This is a genomic window from Synechococcus sp. RS9916 (genome assembly GCF_000153825.1).
In the GTDB taxonomy this organism is placed as follows: domain Bacteria; phylum Cyanobacteriota; class Cyanobacteriia; order PCC-6307; family Cyanobiaceae; genus Synechococcus_C.
The window spans coordinates 590610-609112 of sequence record NZ_DS022299.1; the positions used below are offsets into that span (position 1 = coordinate 590610).

An 18503-nucleotide genomic window follows, 5' to 3' on the forward strand; every position below is an offset into this window, starting at 1 on the left:
TCTTGCCTTGTCTATCTCTGAGACTCGACGGTCTTGATTGATCTGGGGGCAAGCGTGGTTTTTCTGGCAAAAAGTCCGTTAGGTTTGCCCCCGTCTCCAGTCTGTAGGGACCGGCATGAAGCGCGTTCTGGCAATCATTCTTGGTGGAGGTGCGGGTACGCGCTTGTATCCACTCACCAAAATGAGGGCCAAGCCAGCTGTGCCTCTCGCTGGCAAATACCGCCTGATTGATATTCCGATTAGCAACTGCATCAACTCCAGCATCACCAAGATGTACGTGTTGACGCAGTTCAACAGCGCTTCTCTTAATCGTCACCTGTCTCAGACCTACGACCTGAGTGCGGGCTTTGGTCAAGGCTTTGTTGAAGTGCTGGCTGCGCAGCAGACTCCTGAGAGTCCTTCCTGGTTTGAAGGCACTGCTGATGCAGTCCGCAAATATCAGTGGCTTTTCCAGGAGTGGGATGTTGATGAGTACCTGATCCTTTCCGGTGACCAGCTTTACCGGATGGATTACAGCTTGTTTGTTGAGCACCACCGCAAATCAGGCGCCGATCTCACGGTCGCCGCGTTGCCTGTGGATCCTCAGCAGGCAGAGGCATTTGGTCTGATGCGCACCGATGAGCATGGAACAATCCAAGAGTTCCGTGAGAAACCCAAGGGTGATTCACTGAAAGAGATGGCGGTGGATACCTCCCGCTTTGGCCTGTCTCCCGAGTCAGCTCAGTCCAAGCCCTACCTGGCTTCGATGGGGATCTATGTGTTTAGCCGCAAGGCGCTTTTTGATCTTCTAAACGATCACCCCACTTACAAGGATTTCGGTAAAGAGGTGATCCCTGAGGCGCTCTCCAAGGGCATGAGCTTGAAGAGCTATGTCTTTGACGACTATTGGGAGGATATCGGAACGATTGGCGCTTTTTATGAGGCCAATCTGGCACTCACCCAGCAGCCCAAGCCTCCCTTCAGCTTCTACGACGAAGATTTCCCGATTTACACCCGTCCCCGTTATCTGCCGCCAAGCAAGGTTGGTGATTCTCAGATTATTGACTCCATCATTGGTGAGGGTTCAATTATCAAATCCTGCAGTGTGAATCACTGCGTGCTTGGGATTCGTAGTCGGATCGAAAACAGCGTTGTTGTGCAGGACTCCCTGGTGATGGGTTCCGACTTCTATGAATCCACGCAGGAGCGAGAGGAATTGCGTCGCAACGGCGGTATCCCTCTGGGTGTTGGTGAGGGCTCCACTGTTAAGCGAGCAATTCTCGATAAAAACACCAGGATCGGCCGCAACGTCACGATCATCAACAAGGACAACGTGGAGGAAGCCGACCGTCCAGAACTCGGTTTTTATATCCGCAATGGCATCGTTGTGGTCTGCAAGAACGCCACCATTCCTGATGGCATGGTGATCTAACCAAGGGGGCTGCGTCTCCTGTTTCTGACAGTCGGTGTTACCGGATGTCCTTTTTGGTTTGCGATGGTCACACTGAGGCCATCGCAAGCCTCCTCTGACGATGTCCAAGGCGCATTTCGGTCTGATCGGCCTCGGCGTGATGGGTGAAAATCTTGTGCTCAATGCTGAGCGCAACGGCTTTTCAAGCGTCGTCTACAACCGCACCTACGCCAAAACAGAAGAGTTCCTCGCTGGAGCCGGAGCAGGTAAAGACATTCAAGGGGCTACCGACCTTCAAGATTTCGTTAACAAGCTCCAGCATCCGCGCCGCATCTTGATGATGGTGAAGGCCGGTGCTCCTGTTGATGCGGTCATCCAGCAAATCTCCCCTTATCTGGAAAAAGGAGATCTGTTGATTGATGGCGGTAACTCTGAATACCACGACACTGAGCGGCGTGTTGCCGAGTTGGAAAGCAAGAGCTTTGGCTTCATCGGCATGGGGGTGTCGGGTGGGGCCAAAGGTGCTCTTGAAGGACCCAGCATGATGCCGGGTGGCACGAAGGCCTCCTACGACGCGATCGAAAGCTTGGTCACCAAAATGGCTGCCCAGGTGGAGGATGGTCCTTGTGTGACCTATATCGGCCCTGGTGGCTCAGGTCACTTCGTCAAGACCGTTCACAACGGCATTGAGTACGGCATCGAGCAGATCCTGGCTGAGGGTTACGACCTGATGAAACGGGTCGGTGGAATGAACGGTACGCAGATGGCCGACGTCTTCAAGCACTGGAACAGTACGGAGGAGTTGGCCTCCTATCTGGTGGAAATCACGGAAGTTTGTCTTCGCACGAAAGATCCTGAGACCGGTTCTGATTTGGTGGAACTCATCCAAGACAAAGCAGGTCAGAAAGGTACCGGGCTTTGGACCGTGGTCAGTGCGCTGCAGATGGGTGCGTCCGTTCCCACGATTTATGCCGCTCTAAATGGACGGGTGATGAGCTCGATGAAGGACCAACGCGTCAAGGCGGAGACCATCCTCAAGGGGCCAGCCATTGCACCTTTTGCGATGGGCACTCCTGCCGACGGTATGGGCCCGTTGATGGATGCCATGGTTCTGGCATGCATGGCCAGTTACGCCCAGGGTATGGAGCTGTTGCGGATCGCGTCTGCGGAGCACAATTACAACTTGCACATGCCGTCCATTGCCCAAATCTGGAAGGGGGGCTGCATCATTCGTGCGCGTCTGCTGAAGCGCATTCAGGACGCCTTTAATGCTGATCCACAGCTGCCGAATCTGTTGATCGATCCCTGGTTTGCTGACCAGGTCAACCGTCGTTTGCCTGGCCTTGCGCAGGTCGTCGCGGGTGCCGCTCAGGCCGGTATCCCTGTGCCCTGTCTCAGCAGCACGCTTGATTACATCAACAGCTATCGCACAAGTCGACTTCCCCAGAACCTGGTGCAAGCGATGCGGGACTGCTTTGGATCGCACACCTATGAGCGCATCGACAAGGACGGCATCTTCCACACCGAGTGGCTCGACTGAGGCGGATCAATGAGCACCTATCAGCTTGTGCGGGCCAAGGATTCTCAGGATCTGGCCCGCCGCGCAGCGGAAACCATTGCTACCACCATTGATCTCGCCTTGGATCAGCGTGATCGTGCCCAGATCGCCCTTTCGGGGGGGAGCACTCCCGCTCAGGCCTACTCCCTGTTGGGGCAGCAGCACCTGCCCTGGGATCGGGTTGATGTGCTCCTCGGTGATGAACGCTGGGTCGCTGCTGATGATTCCTCCAGCAATGCCCGCATGTTGCGTCACACCCTCTTCAGCGATGGATTGCCTGGAGCGCAAGCGTGCTTTCATCCGGTGCCGACAGTGGAGCTTGCCAGTGCTGAGGCCAGTGCTGAAGCTTTTTCTGACCTGGTGACACGGGTTTGCGCCGGATCACCTCCGGCGTTTGATCTCATGCTGCTGGGCCTTGGGGATGACGGACACACGGCTTCGCTGTTTCCTGGCACTGAAGCGCCGCTGGTTCAGGATCGCTGGACCACCATTGGTCGAGGCAAAGGGTTGGATCGCATCACCCTGACCGCTCCAGTGCTCTCCGCTGCTCGCCAGGTGGTGTTTCTGGTCAGTGGGGAAGGCAAACGTCAGGCCTTGCGTCGGTTGCTTGATCCGATGGAGTCCCCAGATCGCACGCCCGCCAAGTTGGTCCGTCCCAACACGCCGATTGTGGTTCTCACCGATGAGGCCGCCAGTCAGGGGCTTGCCTGAGTCGCAGTTCTGCGGTCCTCATCTTGTGCTGCCAGGCGGCAAGATGAGATGCGTTCTAGCTCTCAAGCGTGTCCTTTCCTCCCACACCGCCGCCGGAGTCGGTGCAGGTGGTTGCTTCTCCGGAGACCTTTCCGGACTGGACGAGCCTGAATGACACGATCATGGGTGGGCGTAGCCGTGCTGGTTGTCATCCCACGACCGCGGGCTTGGTTTTTGAGGGAGAGGTGGTGGCCGATGGAGGTGGTTTCGTCAGCTGCCGTTCGCCCAACTTCCGTCCTCCTCTCAATCTGAGTGGTTATCAGGGATTGCGTCTTCAGGTGGATGGAGGCGGTCGGACCCTGAAACTCGCGGTGGCCTGCAGCGATGGGGTTTTGGGGCTGACCGAATTGATCCCCGGTGGGTTGCGTTGGGTGGCCCCCATTCACACCCAAGCCGAAGGCACCACGGTGGTGGATGTTCGCTTTGCCGATCTTCGACCCGTGGTTCGGGCCAACCCCGTCACGCTGCCCGTTCGCTTCAATCCTGCTGCTGTGACCAGGCTGCAGCTGCTGTATTCCCGATTTGATGAGGGTGGTCAGGCGAATGCCGGCTTCAAGCCGGGCTCCATTCGGCTGGTGCTGCGATCGATTGAGGCCTTTTGAGATGCTCCCTGAGTTGCGTCCTGACCAAGACGATGCGTCCAATCCGGGGTTGTCTGGGCTGATTGCTGCTGCAGCTGATGTCTGCCGCAAGCCGTTGCGCCATGCCGTGGTGCTGTTGGACGCGGACCATCCTGATCAGCCGATTGGATTAGCGGACCTTTTGGACCGGGGTGATGACCTGAGGTTGCGGCTCGAGTGTCGTGATCAGGATGGGGTGCGCTGGGCTGATCAGGATCTGGAACTTGAGCTCTACCGCAGTGGTGATGATCTCAACCTGATGTTGGGCTGGTGGGATCAGCCCGACCGCCCCTTGTTGTGGCAAGGACAACACCCCGTGTGGATGGATGGCAACACAGGGAAGCGTTGTTCACCCCCGCAGGATGCTGCCCCGCTCGAAGCACTCACCCGTCGCTTGCGGGCGTTGCTTTGCGGCTAAGCCCGCGAGAGTGAGGGTTAGTCCGCGATGTCGGTGGTGGCGCCGCGGCTGGAACTTGAGACCAGGCGCGCATATTTGCCCAGGATCCCTGTGCGGTACTTCGGGGTCGCAGGCGCCCAGGCGTTACGGCGGCGTTCCAGTTCGGCTTCGTCGATGTTCAGTTGAATCAGCAGTTTGTTGGCGTCGACAGTGATGCTGTCGCCTTCATGCACTAGGCCGATGGTGCCACCGACGGCGGCTTCTGGCGCCACGTGGCCGATCACCAAGCCGTAGGAACCACCGGAGAAACGTCCGTCGGTAATCAGGGCCACTTTGTCGAGCAGGCCCTGTCCCACAATTGCGGATGTGGGGCTGAGCATTTCCCGCATGCCGGGACCACCCACCGGGCCTTCGTTGCGAACGACCACCACATCACCGGCCTTGACCTGGTTGTCGAGGATGGCGGCAAGGCAGGTTTCTTCGCTTTCGAACACCCGTGCCGGACCGGTGATCACCGGATTTTTCACACCGCTGATCTTTGCGACGGCACCTTCTGAGGCGAGGTTGCCTTTGAGGATGGCCAGGTGCCCCTTGGCGTACAAGGGATTGGACAGTGGGCGAATGACCTCCTGATCAGCAGGCGGAACCGAAGGCACATCAGCCAACAGTTCCTTCAGGCTTTTGCCTTCGATGGTGCGGCACTCGCCATGGAGTAGTCCTCCATCCAGAAGCAATTTCATCACCTGAGGAATGCCCCCAGCCTGATGAAGATCAACCGTGACAAAACGGCCACTGGGTTTGAGGTCACAGATCACCGGGACCCGCTGACGGATGCGCTCAAAATCGTCGATGCTCAGATCGACGCCGGCAGTGCGGGCAATGGCGAGCAGGTGGAGCACTGAATTGGTGGAGCCACCCACGGCCATAATCACGCTGATGGCGTTTTCAAACGCTTCCTTGGTGAGTAGATCAAGCGGGCGAATGTTGGCTTTGATGGCATCAACAAGCACCTCGGCTGAACGGGCTGCGCTATCAGCCTTCTCGGAGTCTTCCGCCGCCATGGTGGAGCTGTAGGGCAGGCTCAGACCGAGGGTTTCGATCGCAGCACTCATGGTGTTGGCGGTGAACATGCCGCCACAGCTGCCTGCACCGGGGCAGGCATTCTTTTCAATCGCCGTTAGCTGTTCTTCGTCAATCTTGCCGCTGGTGATCTGACCTACGGCCTCAAAGGCACTCACCACGGTGAGATCACAGCCGCCGAGTTTGCCGGGTTTGATGGTGCCGCCATAGACAAAAATGGACGGGATGTTCATGCGGGCCATCGCGAGCATGGCGCCGGGCATGTTTTTGTCGCAGCCACCGACAGCGAGCACCCCATCCATGCTCTGGCCATTGCAGGCCGTTTCGATCGCGTCAGCGATCACTTCCCTGCTCACCAGGGAGTACTTCATTCCTTCCGTGCCCATCGAAATGCCATCGCTGACGGTGATGGTTCCGAAGGTTTGGGGCATGCCGCCGGCCTGACGCGCTGACGCTTCAGCTCGCATCGCCAGATCGTTCAGCCCCACATTGCAGGGGGTGATGGTGCTGTAGCCGTTGGCGATGCCGATGATCGGCTTGCCGAAGTCGGCGTCACCAAAACCGACCGCACGCAACATGGCGCGGTTGGGGGAGCGGGAGATTCCCTGCGTGACGGCGTCGGAGCGGAGCATCGAAAGCAGCCGGCGGGCGGTGAGTGACGTTCCGCCAACCTACCGACGGGCGGGATTGCTCCCTGGGCTCAGTTTTTGGCGCCGAAATCCTCGAGCTGACGGCGCACATCCGCGATGGCTGCGTTGAGTTGCTCAACGCGTTGCTCCAGCTGCACCTCCTGGCCAAGGCGCTCGCTTGACTCCAAGGCTTCGCTTCCGTCTTGGATTCGCGGGGCGTAGAGCATCGACTGTTGGCGCTTGGTGCGTTGTCGACGCTCGGCTTCCGACAGCAGCCACCAGGCCAGGCCCGCAGCCCCCAGAACGGCGCCGCTGATCAGGGTGGCAAAGGTGCCGGAAGCGGATTCGCGCTGGGCCATGGTCAGCAAACTGATGCCATCAGGCTAGAGACTCTGGGCCCGTTCGGATCAGCATTCGTTCCACGGGCGCGCCGATCCCCGGGAGGACGCGACCTGCGTCATCGAGTGCTTCATCGATGCAGGCGGTGTGGAGGGTCAGATCGGGGATGGTTTCCCCCAACACTTTCAAGCCTGGGCTGGCGGCAACGGCTGTGATCACGCGCACGCGGCGCAGATCATCGACGCCTGCTGCGGCCAGGTCTTGCAGGGTTTTCAGCAGGCGCTGGCCATCGCTGACCTGATCGATGAACACCACAATTCCGGCCTGAGACTCGATCTTCTCGGGCACACCGCTCAGGCAGAGCTCAGCATTGGGAAGCACCTGACGGGCCCCTTGCCAGAGCGACAGGCCGCCGGGAAGCAAAGGAATCGCGAGCAGGGGCACTGAGCCCTCGATCACGCTTCCCTCGGTTTCCTGAAGCGGTGTTGTGACGGTTTCACGCCGGTGCGGGAGCCAATCCCGCACCGCTTCGTAGCTCAGCCAACGACCCAGTTCCTCCATGCCCGTGGCAAATAAAGCCGCGGGTGTGCCGGCGTGGCGCAGCACGGTGAGCCAGTGGGCAATCAGGGGATGTGGGGGAACCACCACCCTCAAGGTCTTGGCCATGCGCGTGGATCGGCGAACAACTGCCATAACGTGTCGGTCAAACTACGGCAGGTGCTCCGCTGCCCTGTCTGCTGCCCTGTTGGTGTTGCGCATGCCCGCTTTGTTCCGTCGTTCTGCAATGCGGCTGTTGAATCCCCGCGCGCTCTGCTCTGGCCTGCTCGCAACGCTGGTCTGCTGTGTGATCAGCGTCGCGCTGTTGCCGAGTTCGCCCGCTCAAGCGATTACGGCTCCCGAATTGCGGGGTCAGAAAGCTGTACAGGACATCAGCGCCGATATGCACGGCCGTGATTTGAAGGAAAAGGAGTTCCTGAAGGCGGATCTTCAAGGTGTCGATTTATCCGAGGCTGATCTGCGTGGAGCAGTGATCAATACCTCCCTTCTTCAGGGTTCCGACCTGCGCAGTGCTGACCTCGGCGATGTGGTGGCGTTTGCCAGCCGATTTGACGGAGCTGACCTGCGCGATGCTCGTTTTGTCAATGCGATGTTGATGCAGAGCCGCTTCACCGAAGCGAACATTGAAGGAGCCGATTTCACCAACGCCGTGATCGATCTTCCTCAGCTCAAGGCAATGTGTGCGCGTGCTGAAGGGGTTAACAGCGCCACTGGCATCAGCACCCGTGAAAGCCTGGGTTGTCGTTGATGGCCCGCCTTCCCGTCACGGTGATCACCGGTTTCCTTGGTGCCGGTAAGACCACCCTGCTTCGCCACCTTCTCAGCCAAAGCGGCCAGCGATTGGCTGTGATGGTCAACGAATTCGGCACCGTTGGTCTTGATGGTGACTTGATCCGCAGTTGTGGCTTCTGCCCTGAGGAGGATCTTGAAGGTCGCCTGGTTGAGCTCAACAACGGATGTTTGTGCTGCACCGTGCAGGACGATTTTCTGCCCACGATGCAGACCCTGCTCAAACGGGCCGACAGCCTCGACGGCATCGTGGTTGAGACCAGTGGTCTGGCCCTGCCGCGACCTCTGCTGCAGGCCTTGGAGTGGCCTGAAGTTCGTGCCCAGGTGGTGGTGAATGGTGTGATCACCGTGGTGGATGGTGAAGCCCTGGAGGGTGGCAGTCCTGTGGGCGATCCCGACGCCCTTGAACGTCAGCGGTTAGAGGACCCCAGCCTTGATCACATCGTCGCGATTGAAGAGCTGTTCGAAGATCAACTCCAGGCCGCTGACCAGGTGTTGATCAGCCGCGCTGATCGTCTTGACCCTGGCCAGCTTCAGTCGGTGCGTGATGGCCTGCTGAATCGGGTGCGCAGCGGCACGCCGCTGTTGCCCATTGAGCGGGGAGTCATTGATCCCGCCGTGGTGCTCGGCATGGTTCGACAGGCGTCTGCGGTAGAGGCGGAAGTTGACCACGATCACGATCACGATCACAGCCACGACCACGACCATCACGACCACACGCACGTGGATGCCGTGAGTGGCACGGTGCGTCTAGAGCAATCCATCACCCGCGCCGCTTTAGAGCAACTTTTGCCTGAATTCGCTGTGGCTCATGGCGTGGTGCGCCTGAAAGGGCGCGTGTGGTTGGCCGGCAAAACGTTGCCGCTGCAACTGCAGATGGTGGGCCCTCGTCTGGAAAGCTGGTTTGAAGCGGCACCGGATCACGCCTGGCAACCCAGCTCGGGCGCCGGGGTCGATCTCGTGGTGATTGGGTTCAATCCCCATGCTGCCGAACTGCTCAGTGCTCGCTTGCTGGCGTAAGTCGACGATCCCAGCCCTTCATCAACCAGAGGGCCGTCATCACCAGCAGAGCTGGAACAACCCCCATGCACAAACGAATCATCACCAGTGCGCTGTGGGGTTGTTGAGGCCCCAGAGCGGCCACGTAACCACTCCAGCTCAGGAGGAGACCGAGAGCAAACACTGAACAAGCACTGCCCAGTTTTTGGATTTGAACCATGAAGGCGGTGATCAATCCTGCTGGATGTCCTTGCTGGAGATCAACAGCATCCGGCAGAAACGCCCAGGGCAGCAGGTAGGCAGTCGAGGCCCCTAGTCCAAGCCCCAGCACGGCAGTGATCAGCAGGATCAAAGGCATGCGGTTGGCTGATGCCCAAGGGCTCAGATCGACATGAAGGCCAGGCAGCAACGTGGCCACCAGGCACAGGGTGATCCAGAGGCAGCCTCCGATCAACAGTGCTCTGAACCGGCTGCTGCGATCAGCCACCTGATTCCAGATCCACAGGCCCATCAGCGCCGCCAGTTGGAAGGGGATCAAGAGACCTGTGCTCCAGCTGTGGGGGAGGTGCATCGCATCCCTCAAATAGATGATGGCCACGGGCTGCATGAGCTGAAGGGCGCACCACAGCAGCAAATACAAGACCACCACCCTTAAAAAGAGGGGGTTGGGTAGCAGAGACCGCAATTGGGGGAGTAACCCTCTCTGATCGTGGCTTGGGCGGCGGCACTGCCGAGCAGCAGGAGCGAGACCCAAGGCACTGAGCGAGCTACCGGTGATCAGCACGACGCCTGCGAAGCAACCCAGACGCCAGTACCCCGAAGCGCCGTGGTGGGTGAGCATGGCTCCTGCCACCAGTCCGATCAAGCTCGCCAGCACAGAACCGGTGAAGCGTGCTGTGTTCAGTCGTGTCCGCAACGGGGTGTTGTTGGTCAGCTCTGTGGCCAGCGCTGCATAGGGCAAGTTCACCCCTGAATAGGTGGCTTGGAAAAGACTGGCCACCAGTACAAACCAACAAAAGCGCCAGGGATCTGCAAACGGGGGTACCCACCACATCAGGGCCATCGACAGCCCTAGGGGCACGGCACAGCCGAGTATCCAGGGAATGCGTGGACCGAGCCGGTGTTGGGTGTGGTCCCCAAGCCAACCGATCACTTGATCACTGATCACGTCCCAGATGCGCACCACCATCAGCACGGTGCCGGCCAGCCAGGCGGGAAGTCCGGCAACCGCTGTGTAAAACACAAAGAGGTAAAACCCCACCAGAGCTGCTGCCATGCCTGTGCCCGCATCGCCGATGCCGTAGGCCAGCAGGGTGCGTCTCCGCAAGCCCCCTGAGGCGTCAGCGATGTCGGCGTGCATGTCAGTTGGTCACCACCAGCTCACGAATTTTGGCCTTGTTCACTTGGCGCGCCAATTCGAGAAGATCGTTGCGCTTGATCAAGCCAATGCAGCCCAGCGTTCCGCTGTTGGCACCCAGTCCTGCGCTGGGGTCTTGGTGAATGCCCAGCACGCGTCGCCCCGTGGGGAAGGTGGGCTCGATGCCAATCCAGATGGGGCCAAGTTCGGGATAGGCCCCTGCGGCCAGTGGTTCCACTGGGCCAAGGATGTAGTGCCCTGCGGGTAGCGGAGCGCGGCTGCCGAGGCGGTCACGGTCAGCACTCTGGCGATTGGCCCTGCCGCTGACGGCATCGAACTGACGCACCGGCTGGCCTGGGATTTCCAGACGAAGACTCCAGATTGGATCGCCGGTGCTGGGCAAGCGGCGATGGGTCTTCTCCAGCACCAGAACCGACGTCCCCTCCTCCTGCAGCTTGGCGAGCAGCTCTGCCGGTGAGGCCCGGTGCTGTTGCGTGTCGCTGTGGCTTCGGGCGGCCACACTGCTGCGCGTTGTCTCGTTGGGCGTGGCCAAGCGGATGGCCAGAGCCTCGTTCAGGGTCAGGGCTTGGCCTGGGCTGGCGAACGACACTCCGGCGCTGATCAGGATCAGTAGGCGCGACAGACGGTCCGGCAGCATCGATCAGGCGAAAGGGGATGCCGAAACTACGGATTGTTTTTATCGCTCCCGAAAAGAAAAGCCAGTTTTCAGTCCGGACTTAGGTCTTTGCTGAGACGGGCGCGCCTTCTCCGGTCGTGCTGCCCTGCAGGGGGGCAAAGGCGGTTTCGCGCGTGAATCCCACGGCGGTCACCAGGGTGACCACCCCAGCACCCACTAAAAGCAAGGCGGGGCTTGTTGGATGGCCGCTGTGCATCACCAGCCAGGTGGCTGCCAGCGGAGTCAGTCCCCCGATCCAGCCTTCCGCAAGGTTGAACGCGAGTGCCAGGCCTGTGTTGCGAATCGCCTGCGGCATCAGTTCCACATTGGCTGCGTTTTTGGCTCCGGCCAGAATGGCGACGGCCATCACCAGCCCCAGCTCCCCTCGCCAGATCGTCGAGGGATCGTGGCTCTGCAGCAGATGGAGCACGGGCCAGGCTCCCAGCACAAGCCAGCCTGAGCCCAGGATGAACATCGGTTTTCGGCCGACTCGATCGCCGATCAGTGCCGAGATTGGGTAGAGGATCAACAGCAACCCCATCGCTTTGGTGTTGAGGTTGAGGGCGGTGGCTGACGCCAATTTGTCAATGCTCTCCAGGTCACTCACGACGTACACGAACAGCAGATAGAAGCTCACGCTGCTGGCAACATTCAGTAGAAGCACCCTTAGGAGTGCTGATCGATGCATCACCAGCTCTCTTAAGGGCTGATTGCTGGGTGGTTCGACCGATTGCATCGGGCGCAGATGGTTGCGCAGCAGCACCCCCACCAGGGCGATCACTGAACCCAAGGCAAAGGCGATCCGCCATCCCCAGGCGTGAAGCTGTTCCGGGCTCAATCCATGGGCCAGGCAATCGCCCAACGCCGAGGCGAGGAGCATGCCTGCAACCGATCCCCACAGTCCCCACATGGCCATCCAGCCGCGTTTGCGGGAAGGCGCCCGTTCGCAGAGATAAATGATCGACGTCGTGTATTCACCACCCGCTGAAAGTCCCTGCATGAGGCGCAAGATCACCAGCAGGATCGGCGCAAGGATGCCGACCTGGTTGTAGGTCGGCAGGGCCGCCATCAATGTGGTTGGGATCGCCATGGCCACCACGCTGATCAGCAGGGCGTGTTGACTTCCCATTCGGTCGCCAATGCGCCCGAGAACGACACCACCAAGCGGTCGAACGAGGAATCCGGCTGCAAACGTCGCGAAAGCCGCAAGCAGGGAAACACCGGGTTGTGCGTCTGGAAAAAACTCGTGGCCGATCGTGACCGCGAAGTAGCCATACAAGGAAAAGTCGTACCACTCCATCACGTTCCCGATCAGCCCTGCGCAGATCACACGGACCAAAGGCTTTTCGCTTGGCCAACGCACCATGGTCAGTCCCTCACGCGCCAGTTCAGGCCAGGAACCCCTGGCGCAAGTCCTGCGGTGTCGGCAAACACCTGGGCATAGGACGGATGCCTCTGCAGCAACCGGCGCTCTTCGCGGGTGGCCTTGCCCCGCAGCACGAAGGCCAAGGCCACCAGAAGGATTCCGTGCAGGGCGCTGAGCCGGATGAGCATCATGCCCGTCGTGCAGATCAACACGGCGAGATAGAGGGGGTGACGACAGAGTCGATAGGGCCCGTTGCTCACCAGATCGATTCCTGCTTTGGGTTCCGGCAGTGGAGACAAATTGACGCCGAGGGTGATCAACGCCTGGCTCGCAAGCAGCGCGCCTCCCCCCAGAAGAATCCATCCGAGCGTCAGACAGACCCAACGCAGCTGAAGCGGTGGCAGGACAGACCAGGCTGCCGGCCAGGCCGGCAGCAGGATGACGGCAAAGATCAACACCAGTTGGCCCATGAGCCACCACTCCCCTTGGGCGTTGTTGATCAGGCCACGCCAGCTCAGGTTCCACCCGCTGAAGGCGGCGCGGATGCGGCTGTTGTTTGCACCATCACCGGGTTGGGGTGTCTTCAATGGGCCAACACGCCAGGGGTCATGCGCACAATTCTGATCAGCGGAGCCTCGCGTGGCATCGGACGTGCGATTGCTGAACGCGCCTTGCGTGATGGCCACCGCCTGAGCCTGGGGGTGCGTAATCCAGATGGGCTCATCGGTACGGCTCTTGATCCAGCTGTGGCTGGCTCCGACAGGATCCAGCTGGTGCCTTACGACGCTGAGGATCCGGCGGCGGCAACCGCTTGGGTGCAACAAGCCTTGGAGCGTTTTGGTGGCATCGATTCCCTGATTCACAGCGCTGGGTTGTTGCTTCCGACGCCGCTTCTGTTTACGGACGCTCAATCACACGAGCCGGAACAGCTGATGCGGGTCAATCTGATGGGCCCCTGGTGGCTGACCCGTGCTGCCTGGTCATCGCTTATCGCCCATGGCGATGCCCGCATTCAGGTGTTGGTGTCGATGAGTGGTAAACGCAGCAAGGGGCGTTGGGCGGGTTACGCCAGCAGCAAGTTCGCGCTGATGGGCCTTTGTCAGACCATCCGCAATGAGGGTTGGGACCATGGCATTCGAATCACGGCCATCTGTCCTGGTTGGGTCAACACCGACATGGTCAGTGGCATCAACGCGGTGCCTCCAGAGCAGATGACGCAACCCGAGGATCTGGCGGCGTGGTCATCGCGCCTGCTGGAGTTGCCACGGTCTGCGGTGCCCTTTGAGTTTGCGTTGAGTTGCCTGCCTGAGGTGTAAGACCGAGCGAGCGACCCAGCCAGAGTCGCTTGGTCCGAGCACGATCGCGCCGAGCGAAGTTCCTTGTGATTCAAGCAAGTCTGAACGGAGCCTCATTGCAGTGCTGCTGCTGATTGCCCTCTGGTGTCCTGCACTGGTGGTGGCGTTGCAACGCACCGATGTGTCTTGATCTTTCCGGTTCATCCTGAATCGCTCAATACCGAGCATCAGATTCCGGCGTTTTCAATCGATGGGTGTACCAACTTGTGGTGTTGCTGCTGTCAATTTAAATGTGGTTGCAATTGTCTTTGCGATCAAAGACGCAGTGCGACCCACGTAATCTGCTGCCCGCCGCTGTTTGGAGGTTCATCGCTAGGGGTCTCGCTGATGGTGCCAATTGTGATCGACACCTGATCATCATTTGCTGTGCAGATAATCGAGAGCGATTCGTTGCGAGCGTCCCTCTCGAATTCCCAGGTGAAGTGATCAAGATCACAGCCATCGTTGACCCAGGTCAATGATTCGGGTGGTGATCGCGGCGATGGTGTGTGTGTCGGAGGGAGACCTCCGCTTTAACCCTCACACACAAAACCATGAATCAATCCATTGCTTGTATCGCCGCGATGCAAGATCAAGAGCTCGACTTTGACACGCTTCAGACCATCAGTGGTGGTGGTCGAGAAGCCAAAACCAAGGTAGGAAAATGGTTCGAAAAAACCTTTGGCAATGGTGATGGCACGCACACGCTCGGTGACTACGTCGATGATGTTGCAAAACTCGTGATCTTGATTGCCAAGAAAAAAAGCTCAGGCAACGTTCATCAACCACCTGGGGAAGACGATCCTGCTCCCGGTACCTGGTACTGATCCATTCTCTAGAAAAATGCCCCGCGAAGAGCGGGGCTTTGCTTGGCTTACTGAGCAGAATTGTTTTCAGGCTTCTGGATGTATCGCCAGGGTGATGCCTACGACCTGATCAACGCTTTCGCGTTCAATTCTTCTGTGGTGTAACCCAGGCCTCAGTCGAGGGGAAAGGCTCCTCGGGCGCAGATCGATCCCCAGCACAACACCTGGTTGCCCGCCCAGTTCGGTTCGACGCTGGTCCACGCAGCATGGGCTCCGGTTCGCATGCGCACATGACCGCTGCCGTCATGTTCAAAGCGAATGCGCTCGTTTCCCATCTGGATCCACCATTGGCTTCCGACCTTTTGAATCCCCATACGGCAGGGACTCCATGGGCCATTGGAACGGCTGCATTGCAGCTCGACCGCCTGTTCCGTGTCCCTTCGCGCCAGGGTTTGGTCGGCCCGAACGCTGGCCTGCTTACCAAGACACAGAATCACCAAAGCGATCAGCCAGGGCGCAGTCGACGGCGAACGAGACAAGGCAGCACCGGATCCCTGTCTTCAACGTGCAGTCGCTGGATCAGGGGCGGTGCCTCGGCCTGCCAAGATTTAACAATCCCTGCGAGGTGACCGTGCCGCGTTATCAAGCCCGCGTATTGGTGAATTTGCGCCCGTCCGTGCTCGATCCTGCTGGAGAGGCCACCCGGTCTGCGGCCTCCCGTCTTGGCGTGGATGGTGTCAGCAAGCTGCGGATTGGCAAAGCGGTGGAGCTGGAATTGGATGCCCCTGATGAACAGGAGGCCCGCCGTCGCCTGGAACTTCTCAGCGACAGGCTTCTGGCCAATCCTGTGATCGAGAACTGGACCCTGGAGCTTCAGCAGGCATGAGCGTCGGTGTTGTCGTTTTCCCCGGTTCCAACTGTGACCGGGATGTGCGCTGGGCCAGTGAGGGGTGCCTGGGGCAGCCGACCCGATATCTCTGGCACGAGGAGAGAGACCTCAGTGGCCTGGATGCTGTGGTGCTTCCCGGCGGTTTCAGCTATGGCGATTATCTGCGCTGTGGGGCCATTGCCCGCTTTGCCCCGGTGCTGGAATCCCTTGTGGAGTTCGCCGGTCGCGGCGGGCGCGTCCTCGGTATCTGCAATGGCTTTCAGGTGCTCACCGAACTGGGTTTGCTCCCCGGGGCCTTGACCCGCAATCGCAATCTTCACTTCATCTGTGAGGACGCCCAGTTAGAGGTTGCTTCAGGCCGCACGGCCTGGATGAAGGGGCATCAGTCTGGTGACCGGCTCACCCTGCCCATTGCCCATGGCGAAGGGCGTTACCAATGCAGTGATGAGACGCTCAAGCAGCTGCAAGACGACGATGCCATCGCTTTCCGCTACCTCAACAATCCGAATGGGTCGGTGGCCGATATCGCTGGCATCACCAACGCTGCTGGCAACGTGCTCGGCCTGATGCCTCACCCTGAGCGGGCCTGTGATTCCACAACGGGTGGCGTTGACGGTCGCACCTTGATGCAGGCGCTGTTGGCCTGAACCCCTCACAATGCGGTGACGTCGCGCTGAGCATCGGCTGTGGGGGAAGGGCTTCGCTTCGCACGCCTCGGTCGCCGCGACCTGTTGCGGGTTGGTCTTTCAGGGGCTGGTCTCGGGATTTTGGGACCAGCGATTGGGGCTTCTGGCCGTGCTGAGGCGCGGCCCTTGTCTGTGCTCCCTGCACCGAAGCCCTTGCGGCCCGGTGCCTGCCTTCGGGCGGTCAATCCAGGCACCTGGATGGATCCAGCCATTGACCTTCAGCGCCTGAGGCAACGTTGTGAGGCCCAGGGCTGGAAGCTCGAGGTTCCAGCGTCAGTTCTGGGGCAGTGGCGCTACTTCTCGGCCAAAGATCGTGAACGGGTGGCTGACCTGGAAGCAGCCTGGCGTGATCCCAAGGTGGATGCCGTGATCAGTCTTGGTGGTGGTTGGGGCGGTGCTCGTGTTCTGGAAGCGGGCTTTCGCTTCCCCCGCCGTGCCAAATGGGCATTGGGGTTTTCAGACAACAGCTCTCTTTTGCTGGCCCAGTGGGCTGCTGGTTTACCCGGTGCTCTGCACGGGTCGAGTGGTGGCGCCGAGGAGCAGTGGCAGCGCACCGTTGATCTGCTGACTGGATGCCCTGTGGCACCGCTCCAGGGGCGGGGAGTTCGCCCTGGTCAGAGTGAGGGCCCTCTTGTGGTGACCAACCTCACGGTGGCAACGCATCTGATTGCTACCCGCTGGATGCCTGATCTGCGTGGATCAATCCTCGTTTTCGAAGACGTTGGCGAGGCCCCTTACCGGGTGGATCGCATGCTGACCCACTGGCGTACAGCGGGTTTGCTTCAGGGATTGGCAGGCGTGGCTTGTGGGCGCTTCAGTTGGGCTGAGGATGACATCCTTCCCGGCGATTTCAGCATGGATGAAATCCTGGAGGAGCGACTGGGAGATCTGGGTATCCCCCTGGTGCTTGATCTGCCGGTGGGCCATGGGCGTCCGAATCTGGCGCTGCCGATCGGTGCGCAGGCCCGTCTCGACGGTCGCCGGGGGGTGCTCAGTGTGTTGTCTTGACCATCGCGCATGCACCCAGGCATCAGCTGCCAATGCTGAGTAGGGATCCACGTTGAACAGGCATCAACCCTGAGCAGACATAAAAAATGGGGGGCCGTAGCCCCCCATTCGCCGTATGGCAGAGCCTGAATCAGGCAGCCACTGCGGTTTTGGGATCCAGGGAACCCTTGGCATACAGACCGGCGTAGTAGTTGATGTCGCGCTGCTTGATCTTGCTGGCGTTGCCGGCGGCCCAGAACTGCTGGTAGCGGTCGAGGCAGACCTGCTTCATGTACTTACGAGCAGGCTTGTTGAAGTGGCGGGGATCGAAGTTGGCAGGATCCGCAGCGGCGGCTTCACGCACAGCAGCGGTGAAGGCCAGGCGGTTATCGGTGTCGATGTTCACCTTGCGGACACCGTTACGGATGCCTTCCTGGATCTCCTCGACGGGAACGCCGTAGGTCTCAGGAATCTGACCGCCGTACTTGTTGATCATCTCCAGCCACTCTTGGGGCACGGAGGAGGAACCGTGCATCACCAGGTGGGTGTTGGGGATGGCCTTGTGGATTTCAGCGATGCGGCTGATGGCCAGCACTTCACCGGTGGGCTTGCGGGTGAACTTGTAAGCGCCGTGGCTGGTGCCGATGGCAATCGCCAGGGCATCAACCTTGGTTTTGGCAACGAAGTCAGCAGCTTCGGCAGGATCGGTCAGCAGCTGGTCCTTGGACAGCTCGCCTTCGAAGCCGTGGCCATCTTCTGCTTCGCCCTTACCGGTCTCGAGGGAACCCAGGCAACCCAGCTCACCTTCGACGCTGACGCCGATGGCATGAGCCACGTCCACCACTTCCTTGGTGACAGCCACGTTGTACTCGTAGCTGGCAGGAGTCTTGGCGTCGGCTTCCAGGGAGCCGTCCATCATCACGGAGGTGAAACCGTTAGCAGCAGCGCCGTAGCAGGTGGAAGGGCTGTTGCCGTGGTCCTGGTGCATCACCACAGGGATGTCGGGATAGGTCTCGACAGCCGCCAGGATCAGGTGACGCAGGAAGCTTTCACCGGCGTAGGTGCGTGCACCACGGGAGGCCTGGAGGATCACGGGAGAGTCGGTCTCGTGAGCCGCCTCCATGATCGACTGGACCTGCTCAAGGTTGTTGACGTTGAACGCAGGGATGCCGTAGCCGTTTTCGGCGGCGTGGTCGAGCAGGAGCCGAAGCGGGACGAGCGCCATGGTGAAGATCCTCGGGGGGTAAACGTCGTGGAGACGGATGCGGGCGAATCTACCGGATTTGCCTCACC

Annotated in this window: 21 protein-coding genes; 12 read left to right on the forward strand and 9 right to left on the reverse strand. The window is 59.8% G+C overall.

From position 1 onward, the window contains the following. Nucleotides 1-115 precede the first annotated feature (115 nt). The 5 genes from RS9916_RS03215 to RS9916_RS03235 all read left to right on the forward strand — a co-directional run bounded on the left by RS9916_RS03215 (nt 116) and on the right by RS9916_RS03235 (nt 4736). Nucleotides 116-1411 carry a glucose-1-phosphate adenylyltransferase gene (locus tag RS9916_RS03215; RefSeq protein ID WP_007097796.1) on the forward strand — a complete coding sequence of 432 codons (1296 nt, stop codon included), beginning with the start codon at nt 116-118 and terminating at the stop codon, nt 1409-1411. 100 nt (nt 1412-1511) lie between these two features. Then, nucleotides 1512-2930, forward strand: a complete 1419-nt coding sequence (gndA, locus tag RS9916_RS03220; protein WP_007097797.1) for an NADP-dependent phosphogluconate dehydrogenase — start codon at nt 1512-1514, stop codon at nt 2928-2930. Nucleotides 2931-2939: 9 nt separating this feature from the next. After that, nucleotides 2940-3659 (forward strand): 6-phosphogluconolactonase, encoded by a 720-nt coding sequence (gene pgl / locus RS9916_RS03225; RefSeq protein WP_007097798.1) that lies wholly within the window; start codon nt 2940-2942, stop codon nt 3657-3659. A 68-nt stretch (nt 3660-3727) separates the two neighbouring features. Then, on the forward strand, nt 3728-4300 hold the full coding sequence (locus tag RS9916_RS03230) for a CIA30 family protein (protein WP_038023171.1): 573 nt from the start codon (nt 3728-3730) through the stop codon (nt 4298-4300). 1 nt (nt 4301) lies between these two features. After that, nucleotides 4302-4736, forward strand: a complete 435-nt coding sequence (locus RS9916_RS03235) for a hypothetical protein (RefSeq protein WP_007097801.1) — start codon at nt 4302-4304, stop codon at nt 4734-4736. A gap of 17 nt (nt 4737-4753) precedes the next feature. On the opposite strand, the gene ilvD is transcribed toward RS9916_RS03235, so the two are convergent. From ilvD to RS9916_RS03250, 3 genes are all read right to left on the reverse strand, one after another. Next, a complete protein-coding gene (gene ilvD, locus RS9916_RS03240; protein ID WP_007097802.1) occupies nt 4754-6427 on the reverse strand; it encodes a dihydroxy-acid dehydratase in 1674 nt (557 codons plus the stop codon). A 68-nt stretch (nt 6428-6495) separates the two neighbouring features. Beyond that, nucleotides 6496-6783: a hypothetical protein gene (locus tag RS9916_RS03245; RefSeq protein WP_038023173.1), complete on the reverse strand. Its 288-nt coding sequence runs from the start codon at nt 6781-6783 to the stop codon at nt 6496-6498. A gap of 19 nt (nt 6784-6802) precedes the next feature. After that, nucleotides 6803-7429 carry a uracil phosphoribosyltransferase gene (locus RS9916_RS03250; protein ID WP_007097804.1) on the reverse strand — a complete coding sequence of 209 codons (627 nt, stop codon included), beginning with the start codon at nt 7427-7429 and terminating at the stop codon, nt 6803-6805. 91 nt (nt 7430-7520) lie between these two features. Here RS9916_RS03250 and RS9916_RS03255 point away from each other — a divergent pair, with 91 nt between their 5' ends. Together RS9916_RS03255 and cobW are read left to right on the forward strand one after the other, a co-directional pair. Continuing rightward, nucleotides 7521-8069 (forward strand): pentapeptide repeat-containing protein, encoded by a 549-nt coding sequence (locus RS9916_RS03255; protein WP_038024108.1) that lies wholly within the window; start codon nt 7521-7523, stop codon nt 8067-8069. After that, on the forward strand, nt 8069-9130 hold the full coding sequence (gene cobW, locus RS9916_RS03260; RefSeq protein ID WP_007097806.1) for a cobalamin biosynthesis protein CobW: 1062 nt from the start codon (nt 8069-8071) through the stop codon (nt 9128-9130). Before RS9916_RS03255 ends, cobW begins: the two co-directional genes overlap by 1 nt. Here the strand turns inward: cobW and RS9916_RS03265 are convergent. From RS9916_RS03265 to RS9916_RS03280, 4 genes are all read right to left on the reverse strand, one after another. Then, on the reverse strand, nt 9108-10469 hold the full coding sequence (locus RS9916_RS03265) for an MFS transporter (RefSeq protein WP_007097807.1): 1362 nt from the start codon (nt 10467-10469) through the stop codon (nt 9108-9110). The genes cobW and RS9916_RS03265 overlap by 23 nt on opposite strands. Nucleotide 10470: 1 nt before the next feature. Further along, nucleotides 10471-11124, reverse strand: coding sequence for a L,D-transpeptidase (locus tag RS9916_RS03270; RefSeq protein ID WP_007097808.1), 654 nt, complete (start codon nt 11122-11124; stop codon nt 10471-10473). Between the two features lie 79 nt (nt 11125-11203). Continuing rightward, a complete protein-coding gene (locus tag RS9916_RS03275; RefSeq protein WP_007097809.1) occupies nt 11204-12508 on the reverse strand; it encodes an MFS transporter in 1305 nt (434 codons plus the stop codon). A gap of 2 nt (nt 12509-12510) precedes the next feature. Next, the gene (locus RS9916_RS03280) at nt 12511-13095 is read right to left on the reverse strand and encodes an isoprenylcysteine carboxylmethyltransferase family protein (RefSeq protein ID WP_007097810.1); all 585 of its coding nucleotides are present in this window, start codon (nt 13093-13095) and stop codon (nt 12511-12513) included. A 21-nt stretch (nt 13096-13116) separates the two neighbouring features. On the opposite strand from RS9916_RS03280, the gene RS9916_RS03285 reads away from it, so the two are divergent. Together RS9916_RS03285 and RS9916_RS03295 are read left to right on the forward strand one after the other, a co-directional pair. Then, nucleotides 13117-13824, forward strand: a complete 708-nt coding sequence (locus RS9916_RS03285) for an SDR family NAD(P)-dependent oxidoreductase (protein WP_007097811.1) — start codon at nt 13117-13119, stop codon at nt 13822-13824. 572 nt (nt 13825-14396) lie between these two features. Further along, nucleotides 14397-14669 carry a hypothetical protein gene (locus tag RS9916_RS03295; protein ID WP_007097814.1) on the forward strand — a complete coding sequence of 91 codons (273 nt, stop codon included), beginning with the start codon at nt 14397-14399 and terminating at the stop codon, nt 14667-14669. A gap of 152 nt (nt 14670-14821) precedes the next feature. On the opposite strand, the gene RS9916_RS03300 is transcribed toward RS9916_RS03295, so the two are convergent. Beyond that, nucleotides 14822-15187 carry a hypothetical protein gene (locus RS9916_RS03300; RefSeq protein ID WP_156777460.1) on the reverse strand — a complete coding sequence of 122 codons (366 nt, stop codon included), beginning with the start codon at nt 15185-15187 and terminating at the stop codon, nt 14822-14824. A gap of 92 nt (nt 15188-15279) precedes the next feature. On the opposite strand from RS9916_RS03300, the gene purS reads away from it, so the two are divergent. Genes purS through RS9916_RS03315 form a run of 3 tightly spaced genes read left to right on the forward strand, consistent with a single transcriptional unit; the run spans nt 15280 to nt 17231 of the window. Continuing rightward, the gene (purS, locus tag RS9916_RS03305) at nt 15280-15534 is read left to right on the forward strand and encodes a phosphoribosylformylglycinamidine synthase subunit PurS (RefSeq protein ID WP_038024114.1); all 255 of its coding nucleotides are present in this window, start codon (nt 15280-15282) and stop codon (nt 15532-15534) included. Beyond that, nucleotides 15531-16184, forward strand: coding sequence for a phosphoribosylformylglycinamidine synthase subunit PurQ (gene purQ, locus RS9916_RS03310; RefSeq protein ID WP_007097817.1), 654 nt, complete (start codon nt 15531-15533; stop codon nt 16182-16184). Before purS ends, purQ begins: the two co-directional genes overlap by 4 nt. Nucleotides 16185-16223: 39 nt before the next feature. After that, a complete protein-coding gene (locus RS9916_RS03315; RefSeq protein ID WP_007097818.1) occupies nt 16224-17231 on the forward strand; it encodes an LD-carboxypeptidase in 1008 nt (335 codons plus the stop codon). 130 nt (nt 17232-17361) lie between these two features. On the opposite strand, the gene fba is transcribed toward RS9916_RS03315, so the two are convergent. Then, nucleotides 17362-18435, reverse strand: coding sequence for a class II fructose-bisphosphate aldolase (gene fba, locus RS9916_RS03320; RefSeq protein ID WP_007097819.1), 1074 nt, complete (start codon nt 18433-18435; stop codon nt 17362-17364). Nucleotides 18436-18503: the final 68 nt, after the last annotated feature.